The 12,870-nt window shown below is 64.4% G+C and carries 11 protein-coding genes; all 11 read left to right on the top strand.

Annotated features, from left to right (window positions below; genetic code table 11):
• Nucleotides 1–12: 12 nt before the first annotated feature.
• Nucleotides 13–1,185, top strand: a complete 1,173-nt coding sequence (locus OKW35_RS17370) for an L-rhamnonate dehydratase (RefSeq protein ID WP_090812113.1) — start codon at nucleotides 13–15, stop codon at nucleotides 1,183–1,185.
• A 2-nt stretch (nucleotides 1,186–1,187) separates the two neighbouring features.
• The gene (locus OKW35_RS17365; protein WP_090812114.1) at nucleotides 1,188–2,105 is read left to right on the top strand and encodes a dihydrodipicolinate synthase family protein; all 918 of its coding nucleotides are present in this window, start codon (nucleotides 1,188–1,190) and stop codon (nucleotides 2,103–2,105) included.
• Nucleotides 2,106–2,298: 193 nt separating this feature from the next.
• The gene (locus tag OKW35_RS17360) at nucleotides 2,299–3,591 is read left to right on the top strand and encodes an MFS transporter (RefSeq protein WP_090812115.1); all 1,293 of its coding nucleotides are present in this window, start codon (nucleotides 2,299–2,301) and stop codon (nucleotides 3,589–3,591) included.
• 93 nt (nucleotides 3,592–3,684) lie between these two features.
• Complete coding sequence (locus OKW35_RS17355; RefSeq protein ID WP_429552677.1) at nucleotides 3,685–4,632, top strand: YncE family protein; 948 nt, start codon at nucleotides 3,685–3,687, stop codon at nucleotides 4,630–4,632.
• A complete protein-coding gene (locus OKW35_RS17350; RefSeq protein ID WP_429552676.1) occupies nucleotides 4,610–5,608 on the top strand; it encodes an amidohydrolase family protein in 999 nt (332 codons plus the stop codon). The genes OKW35_RS17355 and OKW35_RS17350 overlap by 23 nt, the downstream gene beginning before the upstream one ends.
• Complete coding sequence (locus OKW35_RS17345; RefSeq protein ID WP_429552803.1) at nucleotides 5,608–7,188, top strand: aldehyde dehydrogenase (NADP(+)); 1,581 nt, start codon at nucleotides 5,608–5,610, stop codon at nucleotides 7,186–7,188. The genes OKW35_RS17350 and OKW35_RS17345 overlap by 1 nt, the downstream gene beginning before the upstream one ends.
• Nucleotides 7,189–7,294: 106 nt before the next feature.
• A complete protein-coding gene (locus OKW35_RS17340) occupies nucleotides 7,295–7,876 on the top strand; it encodes a group II intron maturase-specific domain-containing protein (protein ID WP_429552675.1) in 582 nt (193 codons plus the stop codon).
• A gap of 391 nt (nucleotides 7,877–8,267) precedes the next feature.
• Nucleotides 8,268–8,987: a FadR/GntR family transcriptional regulator gene (locus OKW35_RS17335; RefSeq protein WP_429552674.1), complete on the top strand. Its 720-nt coding sequence runs from the start codon at nucleotides 8,268–8,270 to the stop codon at nucleotides 8,985–8,987.
• 91 nt (nucleotides 8,988–9,078) lie between these two features.
• Nucleotides 9,079–9,846, top strand: a complete 768-nt coding sequence (locus OKW35_RS17330; RefSeq protein ID WP_090812119.1) for an SDR family oxidoreductase — start codon at nucleotides 9,079–9,081, stop codon at nucleotides 9,844–9,846.
• A gap of 98 nt (nucleotides 9,847–9,944) precedes the next feature.
• The gene (locus OKW35_RS17325; RefSeq protein WP_090812120.1) at nucleotides 9,945–11,234 is read left to right on the top strand and encodes an MFS transporter; all 1,290 of its coding nucleotides are present in this window, start codon (nucleotides 9,945–9,947) and stop codon (nucleotides 11,232–11,234) included.
• 45 nt (nucleotides 11,235–11,279) lie between these two features.
• On the top strand, nucleotides 11,280–12,527 hold the full coding sequence (locus tag OKW35_RS17320; RefSeq protein ID WP_090812121.1) for an enolase C-terminal domain-like protein: 1,248 nt from the start codon (nucleotides 11,280–11,282) through the stop codon (nucleotides 12,525–12,527).
• Nucleotides 12,528–12,870: the final 343 nt, after the last annotated feature.

Below are 12,870 nucleotides of genomic sequence, written 5' to 3'. Positions count from 1 at the left end.
GGAGACACTGTAATGAAGATCAAGTCCGTACGCGCCCGAGTCTTCCAATGGAAGGGCAAGACCGTGCCGCCGCAGGGCAATTTCTGCGCGAACGCGATGGACCTGCTGTACGCGCCGCAGGAAACGATGAGCACGTTCCGTTTCCATTCGTGGACGGTCGTCGAAGTCGAGACCGACGACGGGATCGTTGGCTACGGCAACGTCGCGCTCGCACCGCAGGTCGCGAAGGTGATCATCGACCAGTACCTCGCGCCGCTCGTGATCGGCCAGGACCCGTGGGACTACGAATACCTGAACCAGCGGATGTACCGCGCGACGCACGCATGGGGCCGCAAGGGGATCGGGATGGCCGCGATCTCGGGTGTCGACATCGCGATCTGGGACATCCTCGGCAAGAGCGTCGGCAAGCCGGTCTTCAAGCTGCTCGGCGGCCGCACGAAGGAGAAGATTCCGTGCTACTACTCGAAGCTCTATCGCACCGACCTGAAGGAAATGCAGGCTGAGGCGCAGAAATTCCTCGACCAGGGCTTCCGGGCGTTCAAGATGCGCTTCGGCTACGGGCCCGCGCACGGGCAGCAGGGCGTCGTCGAGAACCTGAAGTCGGTCGCCGCGGTCCGTGAAGTGATCGGCTACGACAACGACCTGATGCTCGAGTGCTACATGGGCTGGAACCTCGAGTACGCGAAACGGATTCTGCCGAAGCTCGAGAAGTATCAGCCGCGCTGGCTGGAAGAGCCGGTGATCGCCGACGACATCGACGGCTACGCGGAGCTGAACCAGCTGACGAGCATCCCGATCTCGGGCGGCGAGCACGAGTTCACGCTGTACGGCTTCAAGCAGCTGCTCGACCGCAAGGCGGTGTCGGTGGTCCAGTACGACACGAACCGCGTCGGCGGCATCACGATGGCGCACAAGATCAACGCGCTGTGCGAAGCGTACAGCGTGCCGGTGATCCCGCATGCGGGCCAGATGCACAACTATCACCTGACGATGAGCACGCTCGCGTCGCCGATGAGCGAGTACTTCCCGATGTTCGACGTCGAGGTCGGCAACGAGCTGTTCTATTACATCTTCGACGGCGAGCCGGTCGCCGAGAACGGCTACCTGCAGCTGCGCGACGACGTGCCGGGTCTCGGCCTCACGCTGAAGACCGAGTTCCTCGACCAGTTCGAGATCGTGGAGTGATCATGAAAGCGCGTTACAAAGGCGTGTTCCCAGTCGCGCCGACGATCTTCACCGAGGACGGCGCGCTCGACCTCGACGGCCAGCGCCGCTGCCTCGATTTCATGATCGACGCGGGCTCGCAGGGGATCTGCATCCACGCGAACTATTCGGAGCAGTTCGCGCTAGGCGACGATGAGCGCGGACTGATCACGCGCACGACGCTCGAGCACGTCGCCGGCCGCGTGCCGGTGATCGTCACGACGTCGCACTTCAGCTCACGGATCTGCGCGGAACGCAATCGTCACGCGCAGGCGCTGGGCGCCGCGATGGTGATGGTGATGCCGCCATATCACGGCGCGACGTTCCGTGTGTCCGAAGCGCAGATCCAGGCGTTCTTCGAGGAAGTGACCGGCGGCCTCGACATCCCGCTGATGATCCAGGACGCGCCCGCGAGCGGCACGACACTGTCCGCTCCGTTCCTCGCAAAGCTCGCGCGCCAGATCGAGGCCTTGTCGTACTTCAAGATCGAGACCGCGGGTGCCGCGTCGAAACTGCGCGAGCTTATCGCGCTCGGCGGCGAGGCGATCGAAGGTCCGTGGGACGGCGAGGAGGGGATCACGCTGCTCGCCGATCTCGACGCGGGCGCGACCGGCGCGATGACGGGCGGCGGCTATCCGGACGGGATTCGCCAGATCACCGACGCGTACTTTGCGGGCAACCGTGACGAAGCGTGCGCGCAGTACGCGCGCTGGCTGCCGCTGATCAACTACGAGAATCGCCAGGCAGGCTTCCTGACCGCGAAGGCGCTGATGATGGAGGGCGGCGTGATCGCGTGCGACAAGGCGCGCGCGCCGTGGCCCGAGCTGCATCCGCAGGTTCGCGCTGGGCTGCTCGACGCCGCGCGCTGGCTCGATCCGCTCGTGCTGCGCTGGGGCCGCTGAGGTCCGTTAGCGCGGCACGCGTTTCGCGGTTCCATGTGCGAACCGCGTTTGCCGCGCGGACGGGCAGGCGTCCGCGCAGAGGCGGAACGCACATGCGTTCCGCGCTGGCGGCCGGCTCCGTGCCGGTTCGTCACGGCGTGACAGGCGGTCCATCAGAAGTCCGTCGCTGCCGACCACCAAAACTGGAGACACCATGACTGTGCTGACCCCGGCCAACCCGGCTTACGACACCGGCGAAGCCATTCCACGCCGCCGCTGGCTGCGCGTGATTCCGCCGCTGCTGCTCACGTGCATCATCTCTTACATGGATCGCGTGAACATCGCGTTCGCGATGCCGGGCGGGATGAACGCCGATCTCGGCATGGACGCGACGATGGCCGGTCTGGCCGGCGGGATCTTCTTCTTCGGCTACCTGTTCCTCCAGATTCCCGGCGGCAAGCGCGCGGCGCTCGGCAGCGGCAAGAAATTCATCGCGTGGTCGCTCATCAGTTGGGCCGCGCTGTCGGGGCTGACCGGTCTCGTCACGCATACGTGGGAGCTGCTGACGCTGCGCTTCCTGCTCGGCGTCGCCGAAGGCGGGATGCTGCCCGTCGTGCTGACGATGGTCAGCAACTGGTTCCCCGATCGCGAACGCGGGCGCGCGAACGCGATGGTCATCATGTTCGTGCCGCTCGCCGGGATGATCACCGCGCCGCTGTCCGGCTACATTCTCGCCGCGTACGACTGGCGCCACCTGTTCTTCAGTACGGGCGTGCTGTCGCTGCTGTTCCTGATCGTCTGGATGCTGTTCGCCGACGACGGCCCCGGGACCGCGCGCTGGGTGTCGCCGCGCGAGAAGGCGTACATCCTCGACGCGCTGCGCGAAGAGCAGGAGCGCAAGCGCGCGTCGGGCAAGCCGGACGCGGCGTCGTTCGGCGCGATGATGTGCAACCCGACGATCTGGCTGCTGATCGCGATCAACTTCTGCTACCAGGTCGGCATCTACGGCTACACGATGTGGTTGCCGACGCTGCTGAAGAACCTCACGCACACCGGGATGGGCAAGATCGGCCTGCTCGCGATGCTGCCGTACATCGCGATGATGGTCGGCATGTTCGCGACGTCGTATCTGTCCGACCGGACCGGCAAGCGCCGCCTGTTCGTGCTGCTGCCGCTCGTCGGCTTCGCCGCATGCCTCACGCTGTCGGTGCTGACGCACGAAACGATGCTCGTGTCGTTCGCGTTCCTGATCGGCTGCGGCTTCTTCCTGCAAGCGGCGGCCGGCGTGTTCTGGGCGATTCCGCCGAAGCTCTGCAGCCCTGAGACCGCCGGCAGTGCGCGCGGCCTGATTAACGCGCTCGGCAACCTCGGCGGCTTCTGCGGCCCGTACGCGGTCGGTGTGCTGACCCAGCACGTGAGCTCCGCGGCCGGCGTGTACAGCCTCGCGGTCACGCTCGCGGTGGCCGGCCTGCTCGCGCTGACGCTGCCGAAGCTCTGCGAGGACTGAGAAACCGACTGACGGTTGCGAACGCAACGAACCCACACTCGCCGCGGCACGATATGCGAGCCGCGGCGAAACCTCGAAGGACGGAGATTCACGATGAACGACATTTTGCTGCTGGTGCAGAAATGCGCCCATACCTTCAGCTTCTACGATCTCGAGACGAAAGCGGCGCTCAAGCACATCGTGCTGCCGAGCTTCCCACACGAGTTCACTGTCGACGCGGAGCGCCGCTTCGCGTACGTCGGCATCTTCGGGATCGAAACCGCGTGGACGCGCGGCCAGGACGGCGATCACCGGATCGCCGAGATCGATCTGCACGAGCGCAAACTCACGCGGATCCTCGACCTTTGGCCGTACTACCGGCCGCACGGGATGGCGAGCGACGCCGACGGGCGCCTGTATGCGATGAGCGAGGCGAGCGACATGCTGCTCGTGTTCGATCGTCCGCGCGAGCAGACGGTGCCGAACATGGCGGTGCCATCCGGCGGCGTGAAGACGCACCTCGTCACATTGACGCGCGACGCGAGCCGCGCATACGGCGTGCATCTGCTGTCGAACACGGTCACGCAGTTCGATCCGCGCGATGCGACGGTGACGCCGCGCGCGGTGATGCCGGGGCCGCGCCCCGAAGGCAACGCTCTGTCGAGCGACGAGAAGACGCTTTTCGTCGCAAACCGCGGCGACGACACGCTCGTCCCGATCGACACCGCGACGATGACCTGCGGCCGCCGCGTGAAGACGCGCAGCGATCCGAACCGCATTTACCGGACGAGTTCGGTCGACGGCCGCGACCTGCTGCTGCTGACGAATTCGGGCGAGCAGTCGATCTCGGTGTTCGACGCGGAGCGGCTCGAGGAAATCGAGCGCATCGCGTTGCCGGCGAATCCGACCGCGCTGTCGTTCCATCCGTCGCGGCCCGCCGCGTACGTGTCGTTCCAGGACGATCACGTGCGCGAACTCGACCTGACTGCGTGGCGCTTCGTCAACGAGATGCCGACGCTGCGCGAGCCGGACGCGTCCTATGTGCTCGCAGGCGGTCGCTGATCCGCGCGCGGACGACGCGGCGCTCGCGCTGCCCGATGCGATCGTCGACGCGCACCATCACTTGTGGCGCCTGAACGGCGACGTCCGCTATCCATGGTTGCAGGGCGCGTACGATCCCGAGCACTTCATCCTCGGCGATTACGCGGACCTGCGCAACGACTTCGGCGTCGACGAATTCCGGCGCGCGGCCGGCGGCGCGCCGGTCGTCGCGAGCGTGCACGTCGAGGCGGAGTGCCTGCGCGACGACGCGCTCGCGGAAACGCGCTGGCTGCATGACGTCGTGGTGCGTCATCCGATTCCGTCGGCAGTCGTCGCGTGGGTCGACCTGCTCGCCGACGATGCCGATGAGCGCCTCGCCGAGCAGGCCGCGTATCCGCTCGTGCGCGGCGTGCGCTTCAAGCCGCGCACGTCGGCGACGCCGGACGCCACGGTCGACGGCCCTGGCACGCTGAGCGACCCGCGCTGGCCGCGCGCGCTCGAACGGCTCGCCGCGCATGAGCTGCGCTGGGATCTGCGCGTGCCGTTCTGGCATCTCGACGAAACGGCCGCGCGGCTCGCCGATGCGCCGGCCGTCGACGTCGTGCTCGAACACGCGGGGCTGCCGTGGGACCGTTCGGACACAGGCCTCGCGCGCTGGCGGCGCGGGATGGAGGCGCTCGCCGAGCAGCCGCGCGTGTCGGTGAAGCTGTCCGAATTCGGGCTGCGCGACGCCGCATGGAACGACGCGGAGAATCGCCGGATCATCGGCGACGCGGTCGCGATCTTCGGCGCCGAACGCTGCATGTTCGCGAGCAACTTCCCGGTCGCCGGATTGCGGATCGCGTATCCGGCGCTGGTGCAGACGTTCGCGGCCGCGATGGCGGACCGGCAGCTGAGCGACGCGGCACGCCGCGCGATCTGGCATGACAACGCGATCCGGATCTACCGGATCGATCTCGACGAACCTCGCAAACTGGACATACAGACAGGACGATGATGCAGATCACCGGAGAGATGTTGATTGGCGGCGCCTCGGTACGCGGCGCTGAAGGGACGATGTTCGCGTTCGACCCGGCGCGCGGCACGGCGCTCGAGCCGCCGTTCGGCGCGAGCAGCGCGGACGACGTCGATCGCGCGTGCAGGCTCGCGCACGCGGCGTTCGATGCGTTCCGGGCGGCGCCGTTCGAAACGCGCGCGCGCTTTCTCGAGACGATCGCCGAGAACATTCTCGCGCTCGGCGACGCGCTGATCGAGCGCGCGCATCAGGAATCGGCACTGCCGGCCGCGCGGCTCGAAGGCGAGCGCGGGCGGACGGTCGGGCAATTGCGGCTCTTTGCGTCGCACATACGAGACGGGCGCTGGCTCGCCGCGACGATCGATTCCGCGCAGCCCGAGCGCAAGCCGCTGCCGCGTGCCGATCTGCGTCTGCAGAAGATTCCGGTCGGGCCGGTTGCGGTGTTCGGCGCGAGCAATTTCCCGCTTGCGTTCTCGGTCGCGGGCGGCGATACCGCATCCGCGTTCGCGGCCGGGTGCCCGGTCATCGTGAAGGCGCATCCCGCGCATCTCGGCACGTCGGAGCTCGTCGGGCGCGCGATCCAGCAGGCGGTGCGCGCGTGCGGGCTGCCGGAAGGCACGTTCTCGCTCGTGATCGGCGCGGGCAACGCGATCGGCGAGGCGCTCGTCGCGCATCCGGCGATCAAGGCGGTCGGCTTCACCGGCTCGCGCGGCGGTGGCCTCGCGCTGATGGACATCGCCGCGAAGCGTCGTGAGCCGATTCCGGTGTATGCGGAGATGAGCAGCATCAATCCATTCTTTGTGCTGCCGGGCGCGCTCGCGAAGCGCGGCGCGGAGATCGCGCGCGGGTTCGTCGATTCGCTGACGCTCGGCGTCGGGCAGTTCTGCACGAATCCGGGCCTCGTTGTCGTGCTCGACGGGCCAGATACGCAGGTGTTCGTCGATGCGGCTGCGCAGGCGCTCGGGCAGAAGGGCGCGCAGACGATGCTGACCGCCGGCATTGCAGCCGCGTATGCGAACGGCATCGCCGAGCGTGCGGCGGGCGCGAACGTGTGTGCGCTCGCGCGCGGCGCCGACACGGACGCGAAAAGCGCCGCGTGCCCGGCGTTGTTCGCGACGACGCAGCAAGCGTTCGTGTCGGACCCGCAACTCGAGGACGAGATCTTCGGGCCGACGTCGCTGATCGTGATCTGCAGGAACGTCGACGAAATGATCGCGCTCGCGGAGCACGTCGGAGGGCAGCTCACGGCGACGCTGCACGTCGAGGCGGACGACGTCGCGCTCGCGCGGCGCCTGCTGCCGACGCTCGAACGCAAGGCGGGACGGATTCTCGCGAACGGCTATCCGACCGGCGTCGAGGTGTCGCATGCGATGGTGCATGGCGGGCCGTTCCCGGCGACGTCCGATCCGCGCATGACATCGGTCGGCGCGATGGCGATCGAGCGTTTTCTGCGGCCGGTTTGCTATCAGGATCTACCTGCGGAACTGCTGCCGCCCGCGCTGCAAGACGACAACCCGCTCGATCTCTGGCGGGTGCGCGACGGCCGGCTCGGCCACGGCTAACCTGGCACACGATGAATCGCGGATCGCGCCGCATGCGCGCGCGATCCGCGCGTCGCGGCGTGAGCGCGGGATTTTGTCCTGCGGCCTCGCCCGCGCGTCGTCGACTATGATGAGTGCCTGCCAATCGACCATCGTCGAACCTCCCGCCCATGCCGACGTCGAAGCCCACTCCGTTGGTGCCGGCGCCGAGCTTCACGTCCTGACTGACCGCTGTACGCTCCAGACCTGCCGTATGCTTGCGACGGCTGGGACCGTCCGCACCGGGTCGACTTCGGCCGACCGCGTCGGGTCGGCTGTGGCCTTTGGTGGATGGTCGCGTAGCCCACGTCGGCGCAGTCCTATCGCCGACCGCCACCGCAGTTCAATCGGCATGCGTCCGTCGAAGAAGAGTATCCGGCGTATGCTAGAAAAGATTCATGCAATGACCGCTCTTAAGACGGTATGGCAAGAAACCACGGAACTGGTGGGCAGGTTGAACCGCTCGTTACGAGGCTGGGCGAACTACTTCAACGTAGGAACGGACAGACGCGCGTATCGCGCGCTCGACAGCCACACCGCTGCGCGGTTGCGTCTGCGTCGGTGGTTACGCAACAAGTACAAGGTTCGACGTCGCAGGGGCGGGACTTATCCATCCCAGCACCGCTACGGGCACTTCGCTCTCGTGCGTCTGACTGGTCCCTGGTTGTGAACCTGCCGCCAGACGAAAGAGGCGGCAACAGACAAATCGAACCTACCGCTACCGCGCCACGTCTCGATACCGACATGCGACGGATGGCTCGGCCAAACGCAAACAGATTGCGGCGCTAACCTTACTCGTCACACAAGCCCAAGGCCGTTAAGCGCCCTCCTACTAACAACAATCGGGATTGAAACTGGCATCGGGCGCGCCCGGGGAACCGCGGCTGCTTGCTTTCGACGGGCACGCGGGACATGCACGCGGAAACCCACTCAGCGATAGTTAATCGCCCACGCGAAAGGGCTGCTAATCCCATTGGTCAGATACAGGGAGATCCCTGGTTGAACCCGGTCGGTCATTTGCCTAGTATTTGAACATCATACGTATGATGTAGAGGCAAAACATGGAAACGCTTCATCGGCAGATCCTGAACCAGATGGGCGAACAGATCTGTTCAGGCAAGTTCGCGCCGGGCGACATCCTTCCGGCTGAGCCCGTGCTCGCCGAGCAAATGCAGGTCAGTCGCATCACGATTCGCGAGACGATGAAGTCGCTGTCGGCGAAAGGCATGCTCCAGGTGCGCCGCCGTTACGGCACGATCGTGCTGCCGCGTTCGCAATGGCAACTGTTCGACCCGGACGTGATCACGTGGCGCGCGCGGGCGGGGGCGGTTGACGCCGGCCTGATCCAGGACCTGATGGAGTTGCGCCTCATCATCGAACCGAACGCAGCCAAACTCGCCGCCCGGCGCGCGACCGAAGAAGACCGCGTTGCCGTGCGTCGCGCTTTCAAGGCGATGGAACGCGCAGTCGCTGGCCATGGCGAATATGTTCCCGCCGATCTCGCCTTTCACGGCGCAATCCTGAGCGCCTGCCATAACCAGTTTGTCCAGCAGATGCAAAACGCGCTGTCGGCGATTCTGCGGACGAGCTTTGAACTCAGCTCCGAAATCGCCGGTGGTCCGGCGCGTTCGCTGCCGATGCATGAAGCTCTTTGCGTGGCGATCGAAAGGGGCGATGAAGCGGCCGCGGAGGCCGCGGTACTGACGCTGATCGAGCGCGCGGAGAAGGACTTCGAAGACCGCGACAAGCTCAGGCAAACCGCCAACGACCGGCCCGTCTGACGCTTCCTGTTTTCACCATCATCGCGACGCAAGCCCTGTCGCGAGGGGCGCCATTACGCCTCGTTTTTGAACACTGGGAAAGGAACAACGCATGAATCAGCTATTCAATTTGAGCGGGCGCACGGCGCTCGTCACGGGTTCGGCCCGCGGCATCGGCTTTGCGCTTGCCGAGGGACTCGCAACCGCAGGCGCGCGCGTGATCCTTAACGGCACACGCGCCGATACGGTCGCCGACGCGGTCAGCCGGCTGGATGCGAAGGGCTTCAGCGCGCAAGGCCGAGCCTTCGACGTGACGGACGAACAGGCCGTAGCCGATGCGTTCGCCCAATGGGACAAAGACGGCGTGAAGATCGACATCGTCATCAATAACGCCGGCATCCAGTTTCGCAAGCCGCTCGTCGAGCTCGAACTGTCGGACTGGCAGCGCGTGATCGACACCAACCTGACCAGTGCCTTCATCGTATCGAAGCAGGCGGCACAACGGATGATCGCGCGCGGCACGGGCGGCAAGATCGTCAACATCGGCTCGCTCACCAGTGAGGCCGCTCGCGCGACGGTGGGCGCATACACCGCGGCGAAGGGCGGCATCAAGATGCTGACCCGCGCGATGAGCGCCGAGTGGGCCGCATCGAACATCCAGGCGAACGCGATCGGTCCCGGCTACATCCTGACCGATATGAATCAGGCCCTCGTCGAGAACGCCGCCTTCGATGCCTGGGTCAAGAACAGCAACCCGTCGCAACGCTGGGGCAGACCGGAAGAACTCGTCGGCACGGCGGTGTTTCTTGCGTCGCCCGCATCGAGCTACGTCAACGGCCAGATCATCTATGTCGACGGAGGCTGGCTGGCCGTGCTTTGAAAGCAACTCACGAGGGGTCTATCACAACTAGAAGAACGGCACGATCCCCGCTCATCACACAGTGTGTGCCGTCTTTCGCGGCACCGATCGGAGACATCATGGAAAGCGTCAAACCCGTAGCAACCCAGAGATGGTGGTATCTGATGCCTATCATCTTCATCACTTACAGCCTCGCCTATCTCGATCGTGCGAACTACGGTTTCGCCGCGGCCACCGGAATCGACAAGGACCTCGGCATCACGCACGGCATGTCGTCGCTGATCGGCTCACTGTTTTTTCTCGGCTACTGTCTGTTTCAGGTGCCCGGCGCGATCTACGCGCAGCGCAACAGCGTCAAGAAACTGATTTTCTTCAGCCTGATCCTGTGGGGCCTCTGTGCCGCAGCGACGGGCATGGTCAGCAACATTCCAATGCTGATGGTGCTGCGTTTTGTGCTCGGCGTCGTGGAGGCCGCAGTGATGCCGTCGATGCTGATGTATATCAGCCGGTGGTTCACGCGAACAGAACGTTCGCGCGCCAACACGTTCCTGATTCTCGGCAACCCTGTGACGGTGCTGTGGATGTCGGTGGTGTCCGGCTATCTGGTGCACAGCTTCGGCTGGCGCGAGATGTTCGTGATTGAAGGCATACCTGCGCTGGCGTGGGCCGTCGTGTGGTGGTTCACGGTCAAGGACAAGCCGGCTGACGCGCCCTGGATGAGCGAAGCAGAAAAGACCGAACTGCAGGCGCGCCTGAAGGCCGAACAGGCCGACATTGCGCCGGTGCGCGACTACAAGACCGCATTCCGCTCATCGATCGTGCTGAAATGCTGTGCGATCCACGCGCTGTGGAGCGTGGGTGTGTACGGTTTCATCATGTGGCTGCCGTCGATTCTCAAGACGGCTTCGACGATCGATATCGTGTCGGTCGGCTGGCTTGCCGCCGTTCCGTATCTCGCTGCGATCATCCTGATGCTGCTCGCATCATGGCTGTCCGACAAGACCCGCAACCGCAAGCTGTTCGTCTGGCCCCCGCTGCTGATCGGGACGATTGCATTCGTGGGTTCGTACATGATCGGCAGCTCGCACTTCTGGACCTCGTTTGCGTTGCTGGTCGTGGCAGGTGCAACGATGTATGCACCGTATGGACCCTTCTTCGCGCTCGTTCCCGAACTCATCCCGAGCAACGTGCTGGGCGGCGCGATCGGACTCATCAACTCATGCGGCGCGATGGGCGCGTTTCTCGGCTCCTGGATCGTCGGCTATCTGAACGGTGCGACGGGTAGCCCGGCGGCGTCGTACATGTTCATGGCGGGCGCGCTGCTCTGCTCTGTGATTCTGATGATCACCGTGCCTGAGCACTCCGGTCAGCGCTCGAAGCAGGAAGGGCGCCTCGCAGTGAGCCGCTGATAAACCGCCACGCCACGACTCAACATTTGCAATGGCAGGAACAACATGACAACGCTGATCACCGATGTAAAGGTCATCCTGACCGCGCCGGAAGGCATCAACCTGATCGTCGTCAAGGTGGAGACCAATCAGGCTGGACTGTATGGGCTCGGTTGCGCGACGTTTGCGTATCGGCATGTAGCGGTCAAATGTCTGGTCGAGGAGTATTTGCGACCGCTTCTGATCGGCAGGGACGCCGAGGCGATTGAGGAGCTGTGGCAACTGATGCACCAGAACGCGTACTGGCGCAACGGCCCCATCGAGAACAATGCGATCTCGGGCATCGACATGGCCTTATGGGACATCAAGGGCAAAATGGCGGGCATGCCGCTCTATCAACTCTTCGGCGGCAAGTGCAGGGAAGGGGTGCCCATCTATCGCCATGCGGACGGGCGTGATCTCAACGAGTTGTGCGAGAACATCCAGAAGTATCGGGAGCAGGGCATCACGCACATTCGCTGTCAAAGCGGCGGCTACGGCGGAGGCGGCTATGGCAAGGCGCCATTGGGCGCGCCGGCGCGCGCGCCTGAGGGCGTGTATCTCGACAGCAGGAAGTACATGCGCGAGACCCTCAAACTCTTCGACGGCATTCGCAGCAAGGTCGGCTTCGACGTCGAGTTGTGTCACGACGTGCATGAGCGGCTCAAACCTGTCGAAGCGATCCGCTTCGCGTGCGAGCTCGAGCAATACGAGCTGTTCTTCCTTGAAGATGCGATTGCGCTAGAAGAGGGCGAATGGATACGGCAACTGCGCACAAAGACGACGACACCTCTCGCTCAGGGCGAACTCTTCAACAACCCGTATGAATGGCGCTTCATGATCACTGAGCGCCTGATCGACTTTATACGCGTTCACCTGAGCCAGATCGGCGGGATTACTGCCGGACGCAAGCTGCAGATATTCGCCGAACAATTTGGCGTGAGGACAGCCTGGCATGGTCCGGGCGATATGTCGCCGATGGCTCACGCGGCGAACATTCATATCGATCTCGCTGCGCGCAATTTCGGGGTTCAGGAATGGTCGGGCACCGAGCCGCCCAACTTTGTCATCCAAGCCCTGAAGGGTCCGCGGGCGGCATTGCTGGACGTCTTCCCAGGCTTGCCCGAGTTCCGCAACGGGCACGTGTATGCGAACGACAAACCCGGTCTCGGAGTCGATATCGACGAAGCTGAAGCGACAAAGTACCCGTGTGAAAACACCGTGACGACCTGGACCCAAACCCGGTTGAAAGACGGCACCTTGCAGACGCCTTGATTGAGAGCAAGCGCCGGGCGTATTCGTTGTCTGAACGGCTTGGGCATGCTTTACGTCGCAAGCTGGCTATCCTTGGTGGCCTCGGATATACCGATAATGGGAAATCGTAGTAGGCATCGGGGCCACCGATACGGTTCGGGTCATTGGTCGACTTCCGGATTCGGCAGACATCGGCCAGAGAGCGTCATTCACTCACATACCTGCATAGGCATCCGGACGGCGGCTCCATTTGGACAAGCGGCCGTTCCGCCAATCTCGTTGCCGTCTTCAACTGATTGCACGGCAGGAGCGGGTTGGTTCCTGCAGGCTCTCCGGGATCTTTACCTGGTGTTGCAGTCAATTC

It is taken from the genome of Paraburkholderia sp. MM5477-R1, assembly GCF_050436385.1.
GTDB classification, from domain to species: Bacteria; Pseudomonadota; Gammaproteobacteria; order Burkholderiales; family Burkholderiaceae; genus Paraburkholderia; species Paraburkholderia tuberum.
The sequence above is the reverse complement of the archived record's forward strand: the minus strand, read 5'-3'. Positions and strand labels throughout refer to the sequence as shown.

What these genes read in the sequence shown, in the direction of transcription:
- OKW35_RS17370 (WP_090812113.1), top strand. Translation starts at nt 13, where the DNA reads ATGAAGATCAAGTCCGTACGCGCCCGAGTCTTCCAATGGAAGGGCAAG.
- OKW35_RS17365 (WP_090812114.1), top strand. Translation starts at nt 1,188, where the DNA reads ATGAAAGCGCGTTACAAAGGCGTGTTCCCAGTCGCGCCGACGATCTTC.
- OKW35_RS17360 (WP_090812115.1), top strand. Translation starts at nt 2,299, where the DNA reads ATGACTGTGCTGACCCCGGCCAACCCGGCTTACGACACCGGCGAAGCC.
- OKW35_RS17355 (WP_429552677.1), top strand. Translation starts at nt 3,685, where the DNA reads ATGAACGACATTTTGCTGCTGGTGCAGAAATGCGCCCATACCTTCAGC.
- OKW35_RS17350 (WP_429552676.1), top strand. Translation starts at nt 4,610, where the DNA reads ATGTGCTCGCAGGCGGTCGCTGATCCGCGCGCGGACGACGCGGCGCTC.
- OKW35_RS17345 (WP_429552803.1), top strand. Translation starts at nt 5,608, where the DNA reads ATGCAGATCACCGGAGAGATGTTGATTGGCGGCGCCTCGGTACGCGGC.
- OKW35_RS17340 (WP_429552675.1), top strand. Translation starts at nt 7,295, where the DNA reads ATGATGAGTGCCTGCCAATCGACCATCGTCGAACCTCCCGCCCATGCC.
- OKW35_RS17335 (WP_429552674.1), top strand. Translation starts at nt 8,268, where the DNA reads ATGGAAACGCTTCATCGGCAGATCCTGAACCAGATGGGCGAACAGATC.
- OKW35_RS17330 (WP_090812119.1), top strand. Translation starts at nt 9,079, where the DNA reads ATGAATCAGCTATTCAATTTGAGCGGGCGCACGGCGCTCGTCACGGGT.
- OKW35_RS17325 (WP_090812120.1), top strand. Translation starts at nt 9,945, where the DNA reads ATGGAAAGCGTCAAACCCGTAGCAACCCAGAGATGGTGGTATCTGATG.
- OKW35_RS17320 (WP_090812121.1), top strand. Translation starts at nt 11,280, where the DNA reads ATGACAACGCTGATCACCGATGTAAAGGTCATCCTGACCGCGCCGGAA.